This is a genomic window from Armatimonadota bacterium, assembly GCA_031459855.1.
Lineage (GTDB): Bacteria > Sysuimicrobiota > Sysuimicrobiia > Sysuimicrobiales > Humicultoraceae > Fervidifonticultor > Fervidifonticultor primus.
In genome coordinates, this window is the sequence record JAVKHP010000001.1 from 319,888 (window position 1) to 339,241 (window position 19,354).

Sequence of the window (19,354 nt, forward strand, 5' to 3'; positions counted from 1 at the left end):
CTTCGATCTTACCCCAGCGGGCCGCACGCCTGCCACCGTGCGGCGGCGGCAAGCGCCTGTCAGGACGGGGCCTGGCTGCCGATGGTGCCGCCGGCGGTGACCTGGCCGCGCCGCTGCCAGCGCTGCTCGACCGACTCGAACAGCTCCTGCACCTCGCGGATCACGTCGCGCCAGGGGCCGCCCACCTCGCCGATGCGGCGGTACTTGCGGTAGCGCTGCTCCACCAGGCGCGCGGGCGCAAGGCGCAACAGCGGCGCCAGCGCCGCCACCACGTAGCGACGCAGGGTGGCGGCGGCGGCGGCCGGGTCGCGGTGGGCCCCGCCGGGCGGTTCGGGCACGATGCCGTCGATCACACCCAGGCGCAGCAGGTCCAACGCCGTCAGCTTCAGGGCGGCAGCCACCTCGGGCGCCCGGCGTGCATCACGGTAGAGGATCGCCGCCGCAGCCTCCGGCGAGATCACCGAGAAGAAGGCGTGCTCCTGCATCAACAGCCGGTCGCCCACCGCCAGCGCCAGCGCGCCGCCGCTGCCGCCCTCGCCGATGACCACCGCGACCACGGGTGTGGGCAGCAGCGCCATGGTCATCAGGCTCTGCGCCAGCGCCTGCGCGATGCCCCGTCGCTCCGCATCGTACCCGGGCCAGGCACCCGGCGTGTCCACCAGCGTCACCACCGGCAGGCGGAACTTCGCGGCCAGCTGCATCAGGCGCATGGCTTCGCGGTACCCCTCGGGCAGGGCCATGCCCTGATGCCAGCCCTTCCCGTCGCCGGCGTCGCGCCCCCGCTCGATGCCGATGGCGACCACCGGCAGCCCGTCGAGCTCGCCAAGGCCGCCGATGATCGACGGGTCGTCGCCGTACTGCCGGTCGCCGTGCAGCTCGACGAACGACCCGACCAGGTGGCGCAGGTAGTCGGACGCCCGTGGGCGCTCAGGGTGCCGCGCGATCTGCACGACGTCCCACGCCGACGGCGCGGCGGGGCGGTCGGCGGGTAGTTGGGGGAGCCGCTCGGCCACCAGGCGGGGTGGCGGCGCGTGCCGCAGGTGGCGCACCAGGTACTGCAGCGTCTCGCGCAGGCGCCGGCGGTCGAGCAGCAGGTCGACCATGCCGCCCGCGTACAGCCGCTCGGCGCGGTGCGAGTCGGGCGGCAGCTGCTCGCCCACGGTGGCCTCGATCACGCGCGGCCCCACGAAACCGATCTGCGCGCCCGGCTCGGCGATCAGCACGTCGCCCAGCGACGCGAACGACGCCGCGACCCCGCCGAAGGTGGGATGCGCGAGCACCGAAACGTAGGCGAGCCCGGCAGCGTGGTGCCGCGCCCGTGCCGCGGCCGTCTTGGCCATCTGCATCAGCGAGAGCATGCCCTCCTGCATGCGGGCCCCGCCGGTCGCGGTGACGGTGATCACGGGCAGCCGGCGGCGGGTGGCCACCTCGAAGGCGTCGGCGATCTTCTCACCGACCACCGAGCCCATGGTGCCGCCCATGAACTCGAAGTCGAAGACGGCGAGCACCACGGGCACCCCGCCCACGCGCGCCTGGCCCACCACCACGGCTTCGCGCAGCCCGGTGCGGCGGCGGGCCTCGATGAGGCGGGCGCGGTAGGCCCGCTGGTCGGCGAACCGCAACGGATCCACCGAGACCAGCCGACGGTCGAACTCCCGGAACGACCCGGCGTCGGCGATGGCCTCGATGCGGTCGCGGGCGGGCATCGCCAGGTGCCAGCCGCATGTCGGACAGATCCACAAGGCGGCCCGCAGCACCGCGCGGGGGGTCTCGGTGCCGCACGCCGGACAGCGCACGCGCGCCTCCTGCGGCGGCGCCGCCGGCCGCCGGGGGCGCCGCAGGGCGCGCCAGGGGGGCGCGGGGTGCTCCCCGCTGCCTGCGGGCGGCTGGTCGGTCGGCCCGCTAGATGGCGCCATCGCGCCGAAGATCGGCAATCTGCGCATCGTCGTATCCCAGCTCCCGCAGGATCGTCTCCGTGTGCTCGCCCAGCACCGGCGGCGGCGCCGCCACGCGGCCGGGCGTGGCCGACAGCTTCACCGGCACGCCCGTCTGCTTGATGCGGCCCGCGCGCGGGTGGTCGATCTCCAGCAGCATCTCGCGGTGTAGCACTTGAGGGTCGGCGAACAGGTCGGACATGAGGTAGATGGGCCCCGCGGGCACCCCGTGGCGATCCAGCACCTCGACCCACGCCCGCGTGGGACGCTGCGCGAAGATCGGTTCCAGGAGCGCGAGCAGCGCCTGCCGGTGACGGACCCGGTCGGCGTTGGTGCGAAACCGCGGGTCGTGGGCCAGGTGCGGCGCGCCGATGGCCTCCACGAACCGCTGCCAGATCGCCTCGCTGCCCACGGCGACGTTCACGTAGCCGTCAGCGGTGCGGAACGCCTGGTAGGGCACCAGCGAAGGGTGGGCGCTGCCCAGGCGCCGGGGGTTCTCGCCGGTGGCGAAGTAGTAGCCCGCCTGGTAGGTCATCCAGGCCACCTGGCAGTCCAGCATCGAGACGTCCACGTACTGCCCGACCCCCGTGCGCTCGCGCACCCGCAGCGCGGCCAGGATGCCAAACGCCGCGAACATGCCCGCGGCGATGTCGGTGATGGCCACGCCCACCTTGATCGGCGGTCCCCCTTCCTCGCCGGTGGTGCCCATCAATCCTCCCATACCCTGGACGATCAGGTCATAGGCGGTCCGGTCGCGATACGGCCCGTCCTGCCCGAACCCCGAGATCGACGCGAACACCAGCCGCGGGTTCAGGGCGTGCACGACCGGCCAGCCGAAGCCCAGCCGCTCCATGGTGCCGGCGCGGAAGTTCTCGACCAGGACATCGGCGCGCCGCAGCAGCTGGCGCAGGATCTCCTGACCGGCGGGGTGCTTGAGGTTGAGGGTCAGGCTCTGCTTGTTCCGGTTGATGCCGAGGAAGTACGAGCTCTCGCCGTTGATGAACGGCGGCCCCCAGCCCCGCGTGTCGTCGCCGCCCTCGGGCGACTCGATCTTGATGACGCGGGCGCCGTAGTCCCCGAGCATCAGCGTGCAGTAGGGGCCGGCCAGAGCGCGGGTCAGGTCGATGACGAGCAGGTCGTCGAGCGGACGCAGAACACACCTCCTGGGAACGTCTCGGGTATCCCCAATCGGCAACACCATCTATCGTAGCAGACCATCAGCCGTCCAGCGCCCTGTCCCGAAGATGTTCGAGGCCGGCGCGGCGCAGCAACGCGGTTGCGCGGCGCTGGGCATCCTCGACCACGGCCGCCTCGTCGACGCCCCGGATCCGGCCACGGTGCAGGCGCGTCTGCCCATCCACCACGACGGCCTCCAGATCTGCGGGCGTGCAGGTGAAGACCAGGGTGTGGGCCACGCGATGCACCGGCGCGGCGCGCGCAGAGGCCAGCGAGACGACCGTCAAATGAGCGGCACGGCCGGGCACCAGGGCGCCGCTATCCAGGCCGAGCACCCGCGCGCCCTCTGCGGTGGCCATCGCGAGGACCTCGTCCGGCGCGACTGGCTCGTCGCTGAGCCCCGCGATCAGGGCCGCGGCCTTCATGGTGCCGAACATGTCCTGCGAGTCGTTGCTGGCTGGGCCGTCGGTGCCCAGGGCGACAGGTATGCCGTGGCGCCGCATCCGACCCACGCGTGCAATCCCGCTGCGCAAGTAGAGGTTGGAGACAGGGCAGTGCACGACGCTCACGCCACGGTCGGCCAGCAGGGCGATCTCGTCGTCGGTGAGGGCCACCGCGTGGGCGACCACCAATTCCGGGCGCAGGAGGCCCAGGCGATCTAGGTAGGGCACTTCGCGCATCCCCAGCACGCGGGCCGCGGCGGCGGCCTCGGCCTCGCTCTCTGCGAGATGCAGGTGCAGCCGCGCGCCGGCGTCCACCGCCAGCGCCATCAGGTCACGCAGCCAGTCACCGGGCGCGTGAATGGCGGTGGGTACACCGGCCCAAAACCGGACGAGCCCGCCCGCTGCCGGGCGCCGCAGCAGCGCCTCGGCGTCGGCCAGGGCGCGGCGGGGTTCGGTCAGCATGGCCGGCGGCGCGTTGGTGAGGTAGGCTGACTTGACGTGCACTCCCCGCAGGCCTGCCTGGGCTATGGCGTCTGCAGCTGCCAGCGAGGCCTCAACATCGTTGGGGAAGGCGTGGAAGTTGAGCACGGCCACAGCGCCCCCATGCAGCGCGTCCAACGCACCGAGCAACGTGAACGCGCGCACGTCGTCGGGGCGAAGCGCCAGATAGAGCGGCTGGATCACCTCGCCGTGCCATGCCGCGACGGGACGTCCCGGCGCCAGCCCGCGGGCCATGGTCTGGAACAGGTGGGTGTGCGCGTTGACCAGGCCGGGCAGTACCGCGCGCAGCGCCGGCGCACCGGCGGCCTCCTCCCGAATCTCGGCGATGCGCCCGGCAGCCAGCGCAATTGCTCCGCGGCACGGTGGCGCCGTTGGGGAGACCAGCAGGGCCCGCTCGAGCAGCTCCACCTCTCAGCCGGCCTGCGTGTAGCGAAATAGCAGCCGGCCGATGAGCAGGCGAAACGCCAGGTCGCTCGCAAACCCCAGGAGGCTGATCATCGCTAGCGCCACGAAGATGCGGTCGGTCTGCACGAGCAGTCCGGCCTGCTGCAGCAGAAACCCCAGCCCGGACTCTGCTGCCAGCATCTCGGCCGGAATGATGGCCATGAAAGCCGACGCCAGGGCGACGCGCATGCCCGAGAGCACGTGCGGGACGGCCGAGGGCAGGATGACGAACAGGAAGATCTGCACCGGTCGCGCACCCATGGCCTGCGCCGCACGGATCCGCACGGTCGGCGTGGCCGCCACGCCCGCGATGGTGTTGATCACCACGATGAAGAACGTGGCGTACAGGATGAGGAAGTACTTCGACAGCTCGCCGATGCCGAACCAGATAATGGCCAGGGGGATCATCGCGGTCGGCGACAGGAACCGGAAGAACTGGAGCTGAGGATCCGTCAGGTCCGCGACCATCGCGACGCGACCGGCTACTAGGCCGAATGCCACGCCTGCCAGACTCCCCATGCTAAACCCCACCGCGATTCGAGCCAGGCTGGCCGTGACGTGGGCCTTCAACTCGCCGGTGCTGAGCATCGGCCCGACGGCCCGCGCCACCCTCACGGGCGGCGGTAGCAGATGCGGGTTGATGACGTAGGACGAGAGAGCCTGCCAGACGGCAAGCGTCAGCAGCACCGAGACGGCGTACCGGACCAGCCGGACCGCGGGCGCCGCACGGCCGCCCGCTCCGGGGCGAAGCAGGACTCGCCGGCCCGCAAGCTGGACGGAGAACGAGCGGTCAGTGGCCATCCGAGCCCTGGTGCGCGAACAGTTCTCGCACCTCCCGGTAGGCCTGCGCGAACCCTTCGACAGCCGGATCCCGGGGACGCGGTAGCGTCACTGTCACGACTCGCCGGATTGTCGCGGCTGGCCCCGGGGACATCACAACGATCCGATCCGCGAGCGTCACCGCCTCAGCAATGTCGTGCGTCACGAACAGGATCGTCGTCCCCGTGGCCTCCCAGATGCGCAGCAGCTCCACGTGCATCCTGCTACGCGTGTGGGCATCCAGCGCGCCGAACGGCTCATCCATCAGCAGCAGCCGGGGCTCGAGCGCCAGTGCCCGGGCGATCTGAAGGCGCTGTTGCATCCCGCCCGATAGCTGCCGGGGGAACTTCCGGCGATGCGCGTCCAACCCGACCAGGTGGAGCAACTGGTCGACCGTGGCCCGCCGCTGCGCTGCCGGCACGCCCTGCAGCCGCAGGCCAAACTCGACGTTTTCCTCCGCCGTCAGCCACGGAAAGAGCGCCGCGGCTGAGTCCTGGAACACGATGCCGCGCTCGCGCCCGGGCGCGCGCACCGGCTCGCCGTCGAACCGAATTTCCCCCGCCGTGGGCCTCTCGAACCCCGCGGTCAGGTAGAGCAGTGTACTCTTCCCGCACCCGCTGGGCCCGAGCAAGCAACACAGCTCGCCGGGACGCACAGAAAACGTGACGTCCCGCAAGACCGGAGGGCCGATGTCAAACGCCTTGCCGACCCCGAGGAATTCCACCATCACGTGCCTCACTGCTTCGGCGGAGGCACCGCCAGCGCGCGGTCGACCCCGCGCAGCCCGTCCAGGTAGACAAACTCCGACCACACCAGCGGTTCGCTGAGCAGGCCGGTTTCACGCATCCAGTCGGCGACGCTGCCGAGATCCTGGTAGAAGCGCTCGTCGAAGCGCAGGAGCAGATCGGTCACGTCGTACATGGCGCCAGCCTGCAGGACGTCGAGCTGGAACTTTCTGTTCAGGTAGGCCAGGACCTGACTCTTGTGCCGCTGAGCATACTCGCGTCCCCGTACCGACGCCGCCAGGAACCGGTCCACAATCGCACGGTTCCGCCGAATCCACTCGCCACGCGCGCTGATCATGGTGTAGTAGCCGGAGCCCACCGCGTCGGCGTGAGCCAGGATGTGGACGCGATCGCCGGAGACTTCCAGGGCCCGCTGGGGGAACGGCGCCCAGAAGAAGAACCCGTCGATATCGCCCCGATCGAGTGCGGCGACGGCCGCCGGCGCGTCCATGTTCACGATGGTGACGTCGCGTTCGGTCATGCCGTGCTTCCGCAGGTAGGCCCAGATGAAGTGGGACCCCGAGGAGCCGACGCGAATGGCAATGCGCTTCCCGCGCAGGTCAGCGGCCGACCGGATGGCGCGCCGCACCACCAGGCCGTAGCCCCTGGCGTTGCGTTCCACCGGGGCGATCACCCGTGTGGCGCGGCCAGATTCCGCCCAGTTGCGGATGGCCGGCACGTCCCCGCTGTAGACGATGTCACCGGCACCAGCGCGGAAGGACTGCCAGGCCGTCGTCCCCGAGGCGAAGTAGCGAAAGACCACCTCAAGACCCTCTTCGGCGTAGTACCCTTGCTCCTGCGCCATCTCAAAGGGAGTCGTCTGCACCTGCTGCTGGCTGAACACCACGATACGAGGCCGCCCCTGTCCTACCGAGGGTCCCGCCGCAGTCACCAGGATCAGCACGATGACGCCAGCGATCAGTCCTGCACCACTCCACCGTCTCACCTGACACCCCTCCCTATACGCACTATACGCACTCCAGGGTACACCCCCCGGGCTCAACACACGTCGTCCAGCGTCACCCACCCGTCGCGTTCTCCGGCGAGGCACGCGGCACAGATGCACAACTCCGGGAACTGCTCCAACCGCACGAGGCCGAGCTCCTCGGGCGCTTGGGCTCGGGCGCAAAGGATGCAGGTCACCGCAGGCGCGTGCGCATCGTCGCCCATCAGTAGACCACTCCCGTCCAGAAGTCACGCGGCAGCCGGAGCAGCGGCCCCACGCCGCTGCGCGCAATGGCCGCCCGCGCTTCCTCCGCCGCCGCTGCCATCACCTCCATCTCGTCTACCAGCACCGCGCGCCCGTCGCGCACCACCACCTGACCATCTACCAGTACGGTCTCCACATCGTGTCCGCAGGCTTTCTCCACCAGGCGGTGCTCGATCAAATAGGCCGGCACCAGGTGGGGTCGCTGCAGGTTCACCAGCACCACGTCGGCGCGCTTGCCGGGTTCCAGGGACCCCAGCTCACGGTCGACGCCCATTGCCCGCGCAGCCTCGATGGTGATCATGCGCAGCGCCCGTCCGGGTGGGAGGACATAGGGGTTGGCGAAGTGGACGCGCTGGAGCGTCATGGCCATGCGCATGTCCTTGAACAGATCAAAGGTGGTGTCGGCGGTTCCATCGCTGCCGATGGCCACGGTGACCCCGCGCGCAAGCATCTCCACCACGGGGACCCTGGCTTTGAACTGATAGATCCGCCGTGACGTAGGACAGTGCGACACCTTCGTGCCGGTGGCAGCCAGGATCTCGATCTCCCGAGCGCTGACACCTGTACAGTGCGCCAGCAAGACGTCGGGGCCGAGGATGCCGGTCTGCTCGTGCACCCACTGAATTGCCCCGCCGTAGGAGTGCGTGTGGATGCCCACACGATACAGGTCAGCCAGCTCGCGCATGACCGTCGCCTGCCGGCGCGCCACGGGCAGGTCGGCCGGGTCGAACATGGGGTCGTAGGGAGACGGCGCCAAGAAGCGCGAGGCGCTCACCCAGACCGTCACGCGACCGCCGGCACCACCGTGCCATGTGCGGATCACCGCTTCCGTGGTCGCGACGCAGTCCTCAAACGACACCCGGACGTCCGTCTTCACGCCCTCGGTCCAGTGGGAGAACGTCTTGGGCCAGGGCGGCCGCGGCGGTCCCACGCCAACGGCCGCCCGACCACCTACGGCCACCGCACCGCGGCAGAACGCGTCAGCGTAGCGGGGATCGTCGGCGCGTGGAGCGGAACCCAGCATGGCCATGCCATACGTCGTGCCGAACTTCAGCCGCTCCAGCGTGGCCAACATCCCATCGGCGTGCCAAAATGCCGGCGTGGTGCCCCGGAAGTAGATGTGGTCCATCAGGCGCCGCCAGGCAGCGGGCGGAAGGTGTTCGCCGATGTGTTTGACGAGCGAGTGCCCCGCGTGTCCATGGGTATCGATCAACCCTGGAAGCACAGCGCGCCCCCGCGCGTCGAGCACGTCGCGCGGCTGGTACCGCGCCCGAAGCTCGGAGGCCGGCCCGACGGCCACGATGCGGCCTTCGGCGATGGCAACCGCGCCATCGGGGTAGACAGTCGAGGCAGTGTCCATGGTGAGGACATAGCCACCGTCGATCAGGAGGTCCACGGTTGCTCGTTCAGTCATGCGGATCCCATCGGTGCATCAGCTCGGCTCCGAACTCCCGGCGCAGACCGAGGACATCACCAGCCATCGACGGCGGGCGCATCCTGGGTTCCGAGCGCCTAGCGCCCCCTCCTCCCCGCCCGCCGCTGCCCCGGCCGCCCCTCCGGGGGCCGCCGGGCGCGGGCCGGGCGTGCCTGCGGTGCCGGCGCTGCGGCGGCCGGGACGGCGGGCGGCGCAGCCGCGGCTGCGCCGTCGGCCTCCACGAACGCCACGAACCGGCAGAGCGCCGCCTCCCCACCCTTGAACCGGAACGGGAAGCACCCCACCCATACCCGTTGGTTCAGGATCTGGTCGATCTCCCCACCGACGTTCTCGACGTGGAAGACACCCTTGGGGAACAGCAGCGTGTGCGTGGCCTGGTAGTCCTTGGGCCAGGGGAACGCCTTGTCGATGGCCATGCCGATCTTCTGCTCGACCTCGGGGATCAGGTCGCGGCGAGCGTCGCGCACCTTGGTGTTGAAGGGATGGTCGGTGGAGATGGCGTCGATGGCCATCCACCGGATGCCGCGGTCGAGCACCCACTGGCAGAACTCCGCCCGCGGTCCCGGGTGCCGCAGGAACGCCCGCGGCAGGTCGGGGCGCGCGTCGGGATGGTGGCGCCGGGTGGTCGGCGACCAGTCCTCGTTGTAGTAGGCGTGGTACCCGGTGTGGATCACCAGGATGTCACCGCGCTCGATGCGGATGTTGTACTTCTGCTCCCAGGCCTCGAAGTGCTCGGGGCCGTAGATGTCGTAGTCCCCGATCCCGAACTGTTGCAGGTCGACCACGCACGCCGGCCCCACCAGGTGCTCGATGGGAATGCCCGCGACGTCGGGCCCCGGGTCGTAGAAGTGGAGCGGCGCGTCGAGGTGCGTGGCGATGTGGTTGGTGGTGCTGAGGTGCTGGGCGTTGACGCCCTCGAAGGCGATCTTCTTGACCCAGGTGACCTTGGGGCCCTCGTAGTACGCAAAGGGCGGCGAGTCCACGCTGAAGTTCTGCGAGAGGTCGAGTACTCGTACCCGCGAGAGATCCACCGATCTCATGCTGTGTCTACCTCCCTCGTCGGCGTTCTACAGACGACCCTCCGACGGCGCCGTCACCTTTCATAGTGGCATCCGGCGCCGGTGGCTCCTGCAACGCACGATGCAGCATTCATCGGCGCGCGCGCCACGCGACAGTCCGCGGCGTAGGCCCCGAGCATGCCGGCAGCCCCACGGGCAGGCGCGTCGCGGCTACCGTGCAGGCGCTGGGAGCACAGGACTCTCGCCGGAGGATCGCGTCGCCAGTGGCACCACACGACACCGAGCGCAGCCGGGGTGGCGTCGCTTGGCAACATAGTCGACGATTTCGTCGATCTTCCCCGACCATACCGCTGTTCGGAAGATCCGGCCGACCTCCTGGCGACCTCCGGCCGTATGGTCTTCGAGCAACGGCAGCGTCATGCCTGCCCTCAGCCGCATCTCTCATAGCCCCCGCGCCCTTGAGGATGCGCCCCCCGACGTCGACGTGTAGGGCTCTCGGAAGTTCAGAAGCGGGAGCCCCGCGCGAGTATGCCGTGCCTGCATTGGCGTATGGGACCCCGCGGGGGCACCGCCTTCCTGCAGTCTCAGGAAGACGCGACAGGCACCCGCAACGAGCGCGATGACTGCGTCCGGCGCAATTTAGCGCGACGATGCGCTTCGCGCGAGTGCTGGAACTTCATTATCGTGTAGGTCTCGCGAACGCTGTTGAGAAACGCCAAGGCGACGGAGGTCAACGGCTGGTGGCGCCGGTGTACGACGTCGAGGCTGCCGCCGGGCAGGACGACATCCTCCACCGTGATGGCCACCAACTTCCGCCGTCGCAGTTCCTCGGCTATGGAAAGATAGGGCAGAACAGCCAGTCCCATTCCATACTCGGTGATGCGTATAGCCAGTTCCGTCGTTTCTACCTCCAACGCGATGTTGGGCACAACGCCTGCTCGGCGAAACAGGCGTTGCGTAAGCGTCCACTCATCGGATCCGCGGTCGACGAAAATGAATGGGCGATCGGCGATCTCCGCCCAACGCACCGGTCGCCTGGGCGTAATGGGCGCCCCGGGACGCCCCACGAGCACGAGCGGGTCATCGGCAAGGCTAATGGTTTCCAGGTCCGGATGGTGGAGCGATCGAGCGATCCCGATCTCCACGTCGCCAGCCAGCAACGTCTCCGCGACGAACTTGGTGGAACCGGGACGAACGCTTACAGCCGTCTCGGGATGCTGGCCACGGAATCGCCAGAGCGCCTGAGGTAATAGATAGGTGCACGCGGCGAACACAGCCGCGACATGAAGCGAGGCGCTGCCACTACTGGAGCACCTGACCCGAGCCGCCAAGCGCGCCAGGGCTGCCGTGTGGAGCAGGTGTTCGGCATGGGGCCGGAACTGTCTTCCGGCCTCGGTGAGGGTCACGCCCTCGCGCCGATCGCGCTCAAAAAGATGCGTCCCCAGAGAGCGCTCAAGCGCCTTGATCCTGGCACTTACCGCAGGCTGCGAGAGGTTAAGAGACTCCGCCGCTCGTCGAAAGCTTCCGAACGTGGCGACCGCTAGAAAGGCCTCTACCTGAGAAATCTCCACCCCCGCTCCCTCGCTTCTCGGCATCGGCGCTGACCTACATGCGCCGGGGAGGCTTCGCGGCAGGGCGCAAGGAATCCTGTAGCACAGGTTTTCAGGCGATAAACAGAATCTTCTTGGCGTCACGCTGCATTTGGAGGTACAGTACCAAAGGTACAGCACAGTGGCGTAGATGCATGTCGATTCACACTGCGTGAGGAGAGCCAGGACCCATGGGGCGGCGATGTCGCCAGCACGCGAGCGCGAGAGACCGGGAGGGGAGTCGGCGCGAGGAGCCACCGATCCGCATAGGGGTCATCTCGCCCCTTACCGGGGCCTGGACAGCATATGGGCGCGCCCACTTCTCAGGTTTCGAACTCGCAGTCGACGAAATCAACAGGGCGGGCGGAGTCTTGGGGCGCCGCTTGCAGATCGTTGTTGCAGATTCCCAGACCAATCCCCGTGTCGCGGCCGAGGAGGCCCATCGCCTCATCCGCCACGAGCAGGTCAGCCTGCTGGCCGGGACGTTCAGCAGCGCTGAACGTAATGCCGTAGGCCCGGTCGTGGCTGCCGCGAACTGTCTGCTCCTCTATCCGACGTTCTACGAAGGCCAGGATCCTGCGGATTACCCAGGGGTGTGCAACCAGAACATCTTCATGTTCGGCTTGGAACCAACCCAGCAAGTATGGCCTCACGTGGAGTACATGCTCCGCACACACGGGCGCCGCTTCTTCCTGATCGGTTCGGACTACGTCTGGCCCCGGGGCGCCAACCGCTTGGCCAAGCAACGGATCCGAGAAGCAGGCGGCGAGATCGTGGGCGAGACTTACCTGGCGTTGGGCACCCGTCGGTACGAGGATGCGCTGGAGCAGATTCGCGCTGCCAGGCCAGACGTCATCTTCAGCAGCGTAGCTGCTTACGATAGCGTGGAGTTTCGTCGGCAACTGCACGCAGCGGGTATGCGGCGTGATATGGTGCTCTGGAGCGTTGACGACGAGGAGATCGTCACCACCCGTGTCGGTGCCGAAGCGTCGGCAGGAGACTACGCGAGCTTCGACTACTTCATGGCATTGCACCATCCGAACAACCATGGGTTCCTCGCGAGGTTGCGGAGGAAGTTCGGTCGCGATGCAATGACGAACACGGTCGGGGTCGCCATGTACAATGCCGCGCACATGGTCGTGCAGGCGATCGCCCACGCGGGCACCCTGGAGACTGGGGCGGTGAGGGAGGCGCTCTCCCATCTGCGCTTCGACGGTGCTCCACAGGGAACGGTACGCATGCGCCCGACCGACCACCAGGCAATCCTCCCTTCTCACCTGCTGCGCGTCCGCGCGGGCTGGACCGGCGGACATGACATGTTTGAACCCGTGCAGTCGTTCGAGAGCGTTGAGCCGTCGCCAGCCCTTTCAGGAGTGGCCACGCGAGTGTAGCCCCGCCGCACTGCCAGTCGTCATGCTCCTCGCACGTCAAAAACCTTGATCACCCTATAACAAGAATCCGTTTGACGCGGTTCACGCGTCCCATCGTATTCTCAAATCTAGACCGGTCCAACGGTTATGTTATGGCGTGGCCATGGGCAGATGGCTGGGGTTTCGAACCAGTGCCACCGTTGAACACGTGACGAGAGACCCGGCATACCGACAGGTCGGGAACCGTACCGGACCGCTCGGGCGCATCGAGACGGCCCAGCGCTGGCCGCGGTTGCTGGCAGGAAGTGCCCTGTTGGCAGTGTGGGGACTAGGCCCCCTGGTACTGGGCACGTTTGCGCTCCGGATCCTCTCCCAGGCGTTTCTATTCGCGATAGCGGCACTGACGGTCGACCTGCTGTGGGGGTACACCGGCGTCCTGACGTTCGGCCAGTCGGCGTTCTTCGGGATCGGTGTGTACGGCCTCGGGCTGACGCTCGCCTACCACGCTAGCGGCCTTGCGGGCACTGTGGCAGCGATGCTTGGGGCGATGGCCGTTGCAGCGGCGGTCGGCGCGCTGATTGGGTGGCTGGCGTTCTGGGATGGGGCATCACCGATCTACCCGGGCGTGGTGACGCTGGCCCTGCCGATTGTCTTCACGCAGATCATCCTGAGCGGCGGCTCATACACCGGTTCCAGCAGCGGCCTGCCTATCCCTGTGCCTCCGCTCTCGTTCGAGCAGTGGTACTGGCTGTCCGGCGGGACCCTGCTTGTCGTAGCCATTGCCGCCTACCGGTTCGTGACAAGTGATGCGGGGCGTATCCTCGTTGCGATCAGAGAGAACGAGGAGCGGTGTCGATACCTGGGGCTGCGACCATCGCGCTGGAAGATCGGCCTCATGACCGCGTGCAGCGCCCTGGCTGCACTGGCCGGTGCTCTGTACGTGCTCTTCGCCAGCGTGGCGGCGCCCCAGTATGGTGACTTCCTGTTCGGGACAGAACTGGTGGTGTGGACGGCGCTTGGAGGACGGGGGAGCTTGGTCGGCCCGATCTTCGGTACCATCGGGATCAACTACGTGTCAGCCGTACTCGGTGGCAATTTGCCGTTCGTTTGGCTCCTCGCCATAGGCGTCGTCTTCGTGCTCGTGGTCGTCTACCTCCCGCACGGAATCGTCCCGCCCCTAATGAGAAGGCTCGGGACGGTCGGCCGCGGCGTCGAGGCACGGGTTACGCGACGTACGCAGCGCCCGGCAGCCGAGGACAGCCACGGCGCTGGCGCGATCGTCGCGTCGCCGGCACGGCGAGGTCCGGGCCCCGACGACAACGAACGGCGCGGGGACGAGCCACCTGCACTCGAGCTACGGGACGTGACAAAGTCATACGGTAGCCTTCCTGTGCTTCGCGGCATCACCCTCGCGGTGCGCAAAGGCGAAGTCGTGAGCATCGTTGGCCCCAACGGCGCCGGCAAGACTACGCTGCTACGCTGCATCAGCGACGGTCGCGAACGATCAGGAGGCGCCATCTTCATCAACGGACGGCGAACCGACGGGCTACCACCTCAAGCGTGTGTAGCGCTGGGATTGGGCCGCAAGTTCCAGACCCCCAATGTGTTCGAGGCACTCTCCGTCCTTGACTGCCTGCGCATCGCGCGGTCGTATCGGGTGGCTCCGTCGTTTTGGCGCCGCGCACCTACAGTGGAACTCCCACCGGTGGCGTTGCGCGTCGTGGAGGCCACAGGCCTGCTGTCCGTACTCGATCGGGCGGCCGGCCAGCTGCCCCACGGTATGAAACAGGCGCTAGAGCTCGCGATGGTGCTCGCACTGGAACCCAATGTGTTGCTGCTGGATGAACCCACGGCTGGGCTGACAGGGGGGGAACGCGCCGCGATCGGGTCCGTGCTCACCGAGCTGGCACACGACCACAGGCTCTCCGTGGTGTTGATCGAGCACGACGTCGACTTCGTCCGCACCATCAGCACCCGGTTAGTTGTTCTCCACATGGGCCGGATCGTGCTGGACGGTCCGCCGGCGGACGTCGCAGAGTCCGACGTTGTCCGCGAGATCTACATCGGCGGAGGTGCTCGCCGATGACGGCCACTGGCCACGAGCGCGACGCGGCAGACCGATCGGCGCACACACCCGCAGTTCGCGTCGAGTCGCTGTGTGGAGGCTACGGCGAGTCCAACGTGATCCGCGACGTGACATTCCAGGTTCACCGAGGCGAGATCTTCGCGATTCTCGGCAAGAACGGCATGGGGAAGTCCACGCTGCTGAAGGCGATGATGGGCTTCCTCCCGCGGCGGCAAGGCTATGTCGAGCTCCTGGGAACCGACGTCACGCGCTGGCCTCCCTACCTGATCGCGCGACACGGCGTGGGGTACGTGCCGCAGGAGAAAGCCATCTTCCAGGACCTGTCTGTGGAGGAGAACCTTCGACTGGCGGCGGTCGGTCTCCGTCGTGTCAAAGAGCGTCTCGACTTGGTGTCACACTGGTTTCCCGCGGTGGCTCTTCGCCGGCGGCAGCGGGCTGGTACGCTGTCTGGCGGCGAGCAGAAGATGCTGCTGGTCGCGCGTGCGCTCCTGGCGGAGCCTCGGCTGCTCCTTGTTGACGAGATCAGCGAGGGATTGCAGCCCGCACTGATCGGTCGTCTCCAGGAGGTTCTTGCGGAGGAGCGGCAACGCGGCCGCCTGACGACCATCCTGGTGGAACAGAACGTACGTTTCGCACTGGCGCTGGCCGACAGATACGCGGTCCTCAAGCTGGGAACGATTGTCGACAGCGGGCCCGCCACGGCCGAGGCGCGTGCCCGCATCGAGCACCACTTGGCGGCCTTCTGAACGCGATGGGGGGTGAGAGCGGAGGTTACGTATGCATCGCCGACGGTCAACAACATGAAGGGGTGAGATCCATATGTACAGGCGGAGAGTGGCAAGATGGTGGACAGCGTCCGCAATGGCCAGCTTTCTGGCGGCCGGGGTGCTTGCCCTCGCGCTGCCCGGTAGGGCGCAACAGAAGCCGATTCTTATCGGGATTCCCGTGGGATTGAGTGGTGTGAACAGTGTGGTGGCACCCGCGGTGGTACAGTCCGCGGAGTTGGCCGTTGACGAGATCAATGCCCGCGGAGGCGTCCTTGGGCGTAGGGTCGAGCTGGCCGTGGCCGACGACGAAAGCGGTCCGGCTGGGGCGGTCAAGGCGTTCAACAGCCTAATCTACCAGCGCAAGGTTGACGTCATCATCACCATGGAAACGAGCGCGGCCCGCAACGCGGGCTACCCGATCGCGGAGCGGGCAAAAGTGCCCTACATCTACACGTCGTTCTACGAGGGACGCGCTTGTGGCAAATACCTGTTTGTGAACGCCTGGGTACCCGAGCAGGTCGTGCCACCCCTGATTCGATTCCTGACCGACGAGAAAAAGGTGAAGCGATGGTTCGCCGTGGGAAGCGACTACGCCTTCGGGCGAGGCATGATCGAGGCGGCGAAGGCTACCATCAAGCAGATGGGAGGCACGGTCCTCGGGGAGGAGTACCTCCCGCTGCAGGCCTCTGACTGGACGCCGATCATTAGCAAGATCCGGGCGGCGAATCCCGACGGCATCATCTACTCCACGTCAGGCGGCGGTCCCAACATCGACTTCATGAAGCAGTACAAGGCCGCCGGCCTGACCATGCCAGTGGGCAGCCTGAGCATCGATGAGCTGACCGCGCAGGCAGGCGGCGGCGCGGCGGCGGGCGTCTACTACACCGGGGACTATTTCACCGGGATCGACACGCCGGAGAACAAAGCGTTTCTGGCGGCCATGAAGAAAAAGTTTGGAGCGAGCCTCAAGACGCCCAACTCCCTCTCCCAACAACAGTACGATGGCGTGCATGCGTACGCGCTGGCCGTCCAGAAGGCCGGTTCCACCAACGCCGAAGCCGTGCTGAAAGTACTTCCCACCGTGGTCTTCAAAGGCCCACGAGGTCCGATCCAGATGAACAGGCAGCACCACGCACCACTGCCGATCTATTTGGCGCAGGTGCAAGCCGATGGCACTACCAAGGTGCTCAAGAGCTTCGGGTTGATCGACCCTGGGAACCAGTGCCCGAACCTGAAGTAGCACCGCGTCGTTGACAGGAGGCCGGGCGTGGTTCTGACGCAGTTGCTGGACGTACTGAGTACCGCAGGGATTCTGTACGTTGTGGCGCTCGGCCTCCTGCTGGTCTTTGGCGTGCTCAAGATCATCAACCTCGCCCACGGGGCGTTCCTGGCAACTGGCGCGTACACTGCTGTGGTCGTCACGCGCCTGGGATGGAATCCGTGGACTGTTGTGCTCCTGGCACCAGCGGTCGGCGTGATTCTGGCCGCGTTGATCGAGTGGCGTGTACTCCGGCCAATCTACGAGCGACCGTTGGACACCATCTTGGCCACGTGGGGGCTGAATCTCATCGTCACCCAGGCGATCACCCTGTACTTCGGGCGCGAGATCCAGTTCGCCAAGAGCGCCATCGAGCAGGCGGTCACCGTGGGCGGCACGACCTATTCTCAGTACCGGCTCGTACTGCTGGGGATCTCGGTCATCATCGGTGGGCTCGTGTGGGCCTTGTTCCATCGAACCAACGTCGGCTTGGTGGCACGCGCGGTTGTCATGAACGAGGAACTGGCGCAGGGTCTGGGCATCGATACTCGTCGGACGCGATTTGCGACGTTCTGCGTTGGCGCTGCACTAGCGAGCCTTGCCGGAGCCCTCATCACCCCCTTGATCAGCGTGCACCCCTATCTCGGACTCCCCTGGCTGGTGAACTCGTTCATGTTGGTGCTCGTTGCTGGGGTCTCCCTCGGGAACTTGGCCCTGGCGGCGTTGACGCTGGGCGGTGCGCAGGTACTGGTCAGCTCGTACGGGAATCCCGTGCTCGGGAGCCTGACGATCGTTATCCTGGCCGTGATCATTCTTCGCCTGCGGAACGTCACGCTTTGAGCCTGAGGAGGACTTATGGAAGAAGTGCTTGCTACGCTTGCAGCCATGGCCGGCTATCCCTTGACGAAAGAAGACCTAAAACGGGTAGGGGCGTACCTCGCGGACTACTGGCGTGAACTCGAAGCCCTGCGGGCTGTCGTGCTCCCGGAAGACATCGAGCCCGTTGTCCAGTTTCGCCTCGAGCGGTGGAGCTGACGTGCGCGCGTGGGACTGGCCCTGGCAGTCTCTCGCTGACGCAGCACGGGCGGTGGAGACCCACCAGGTCTCGCCGGTTGAGCTGGTCCGGGCGTGTCTGGATCGCATTGAGCGCGTGGATCCTCGGATCAGGGCGTTCAGCACGGTGGATGCGGACGCTGCCCTGGATGCTGCGCGGGCGGCGGAGGCCGAGATCTCGCGCGGTCGGTACCGCGGCCCATTGCACGGCATTCCGGTCGCCCTGAAAGACAACTATGACACACGGGCCCTGCCGACGACCAATGGGTCGCAGGTATTCGCCGATAGACGTCCAGATCGGGATGCGGCAGTGTGGGACCGTCTCCGGAGCGCCGGCGCGGTACTCCTCGGGAAGCTCAGCATGCACGAGATCGCGTGGGGCGTCGACGTGCCTCCCACGCGGAACCCATGGGACCTGCGTCGCACCCCAGGTCTGTCGAGCGCTGGTGCCGGCGCGGCGGTCGCGGCCGGCCTGTGCTTCGCGGCTCTTGGCACCGATACCGGCGGTTCGATTCGGATTCCCGCGGCGTGTTGCGGCGTCGTCGGTCTCAAACCCACCTATGGACGGGTGAGCCGGTTCGGCATTCTGCCGCACTCCTGGTCCCTTGACCACGCGGGTCCCCTGACGCGTCGTGCCGAGGACGCCGCCATCGTGCTGAGCCTCATCGCAGGGAGAGATGCCAGGGACCCGAGCACGGCCGACGTCGACGTCCCAGACTACTCCGCCAGGCTTCGCGGGGGCATCGAGGGGCTTCGGCTTGGCGTCCCGACCACCCATTTCTTCGAGCGAATCGAGCCCGGTGTCGAGGCCACTGTCCGAACCGCCATGCGAGAGCTCGAGCGCTTGGGTGCGCACCTGCAGTCAGTCTCCATTCCCCATATCCGGTACGGTCTCGCCGCCATCCTGACCATCGAACTGGCGTCCGCGACGGCGTGGCACGACCGGTACCTGCGTGACCCCATCTTGCGCACGCGGTTTACACCGGAGGTCCGACTCCTCTTGGATGCCGGCAAGTTCGTCTTCGCCAGCGACTTCGTGAAGGCTCAGCAGCTTCGGGGCATGCTGCTGCAAGAGCTGCGCGCCGCGTTTCAGGAGGTCGACGCGCTGGTGACGCCGACGATGCCCCTGGTCGCGTGGCCCGTCGATCGGAACACTGTACGGCTAGGCGACCAGGAGGAGCACGTGTTGCACGCGTGCTGGCGGTACACGTACGTCTTCAACCTGACCGGGCTGCCGGCGGTCACCGTCCCGTGCGGCTTCGTAGACGGGATGCCCGTCGGCCTCCAGCTTGTGGGCCGCCCCTTCGACGAGCAAACGATCCTGCGCATTGCCCACGCATACGAGGAGGCCACGCCATGGCACCGTTCAGCGCCATCTCTGACGTAGTGCCGGGCCCAGACCCGTGCCAGGCAGCGGGCGCGCCATCGGGTAACATGCCCCCTCAGTGAGCAGGCGGCCAAAGAT

16 protein-coding genes are annotated in these 19,354 nt (G+C 67.4%); 7 read left to right on the top strand and 9 right to left on the bottom strand.

Annotation, left to right across the window (positions count from 1 at the left end):
- Positions 1 to 59: 59 nt before the first annotated feature.
- From accA to QN157_01475, 9 genes are all read right to left on the bottom strand, one after another.
- Entirely contained in the window at positions 60 to 1,943 is a 1,884-nt protein-coding gene (gene accA / locus QN157_01435; GenBank protein ID MDR7554247.1) for an acetyl-CoA carboxylase carboxyl transferase subunit alpha, read from the bottom strand.
- On the bottom strand, positions 1,903 to 3,129 hold the full coding sequence (locus tag QN157_01440) for a CoA transferase (GenBank protein MDR7554248.1): 1,227 nt from the start codon (positions 3,127 to 3,129) through the stop codon (positions 1,903 to 1,905). Before QN157_01440 ends, accA begins: the two co-directional genes overlap by 41 nt.
- A 22-nt stretch (positions 3,130 to 3,151) precedes the next feature.
- Positions 3,152 to 4,462, bottom strand: coding sequence for an amidohydrolase family protein (locus tag QN157_01445; GenBank protein MDR7554249.1), 1,311 nt, complete (start codon positions 4,460 to 4,462; stop codon positions 3,152 to 3,154).
- A 3-nt stretch (positions 4,463 to 4,465) separates the two neighbouring features.
- Positions 4,466 to 5,299 carry an ABC transporter permease gene (locus QN157_01450; protein MDR7554250.1) on the bottom strand — a complete coding sequence of 278 codons (834 nt, stop codon included), beginning with the start codon at positions 5,297 to 5,299 and terminating at the stop codon, positions 4,466 to 4,468.
- Entirely contained in the window at positions 5,289 to 6,044 is a 756-nt protein-coding gene (locus QN157_01455; GenBank protein MDR7554251.1) for an ABC transporter ATP-binding protein, read from the bottom strand. The genes QN157_01450 and QN157_01455 overlap by 11 nt, the downstream gene beginning before the upstream one ends.
- Before the next feature lie 8 nt (positions 6,045 to 6,052).
- A complete protein-coding gene (locus QN157_01460) occupies positions 6,053 to 7,048 on the bottom strand; it encodes an ABC transporter substrate-binding protein (protein ID MDR7554252.1) in 996 nt (331 codons plus the stop codon).
- Between the two features lie 223 nt (positions 7,049 to 7,271).
- Complete coding sequence (locus QN157_01465) at positions 7,272 to 8,726, bottom strand: amidohydrolase family protein (GenBank protein MDR7554253.1); 1,455 nt, start codon at positions 8,724 to 8,726, stop codon at positions 7,272 to 7,274.
- 98 nt (positions 8,727 to 8,824) lie between these two features.
- A complete protein-coding gene (locus QN157_01470) occupies positions 8,825 to 9,787 on the bottom strand; it encodes a cyclase family protein (GenBank protein ID MDR7554254.1) in 963 nt (320 codons plus the stop codon).
- Positions 9,788 to 10,350: 563 nt separating this feature from the next.
- Positions 10,351 to 11,337, bottom strand: coding sequence for a LysR family transcriptional regulator (locus QN157_01475; GenBank protein MDR7554255.1), 987 nt, complete (start codon positions 11,335 to 11,337; stop codon positions 10,351 to 10,353).
- A 209-nt stretch (positions 11,338 to 11,546) separates the two neighbouring features.
- Between QN157_01475 and QN157_01480 the strand changes: the two genes are divergently transcribed.
- From QN157_01480 to QN157_01510, 7 genes are all read left to right on the top strand, one after another.
- Complete coding sequence (locus tag QN157_01480; GenBank protein MDR7554256.1) at positions 11,547 to 12,746, top strand: substrate-binding protein; 1,200 nt, start codon at positions 11,547 to 11,549, stop codon at positions 12,744 to 12,746.
- A 298-nt stretch (positions 12,747 to 13,044) separates the two neighbouring features.
- Positions 13,045 to 14,811, top strand: coding sequence for an ATP-binding cassette domain-containing protein (locus QN157_01485; protein MDR7554257.1), 1,767 nt, complete (start codon positions 13,045 to 13,047; stop codon positions 14,809 to 14,811).
- Entirely contained in the window at positions 14,808 to 15,557 is a 750-nt protein-coding gene (locus QN157_01490; protein MDR7554258.1) for an ABC transporter ATP-binding protein, read from the top strand. The genes QN157_01485 and QN157_01490 overlap by 4 nt, the downstream gene beginning before the upstream one ends.
- A gap of 115 nt (positions 15,558 to 15,672) precedes the next feature.
- Positions 15,673 to 16,818: a substrate-binding protein gene (locus QN157_01495; protein ID MDR7554259.1), complete on the top strand. Its 1,146-nt coding sequence runs from the start codon at positions 15,673 to 15,675 to the stop codon at positions 16,816 to 16,818.
- A 27-nt stretch (positions 16,819 to 16,845) separates the two neighbouring features.
- Entirely contained in the window at positions 16,846 to 17,676 is an 831-nt protein-coding gene (locus QN157_01500; protein ID MDR7554260.1) for a branched-chain amino acid ABC transporter permease, read from the top strand.
- A gap of 15 nt (positions 17,677 to 17,691) precedes the next feature.
- On the top strand, positions 17,692 to 17,871 hold the full coding sequence (locus QN157_01505; GenBank protein MDR7554261.1) for a hypothetical protein: 180 nt from the start codon (positions 17,692 to 17,694) through the stop codon (positions 17,869 to 17,871).
- Positions 17,872 to 17,923: 52 nt separating this feature from the next.
- Positions 17,924 to 19,276, top strand: coding sequence for an amidase (locus tag QN157_01510; GenBank protein ID MDR7554262.1), 1,353 nt, complete (start codon positions 17,924 to 17,926; stop codon positions 19,274 to 19,276).
- The last annotated feature ends 78 nt before the right edge of the window (positions 19,277 to 19,354 follow it).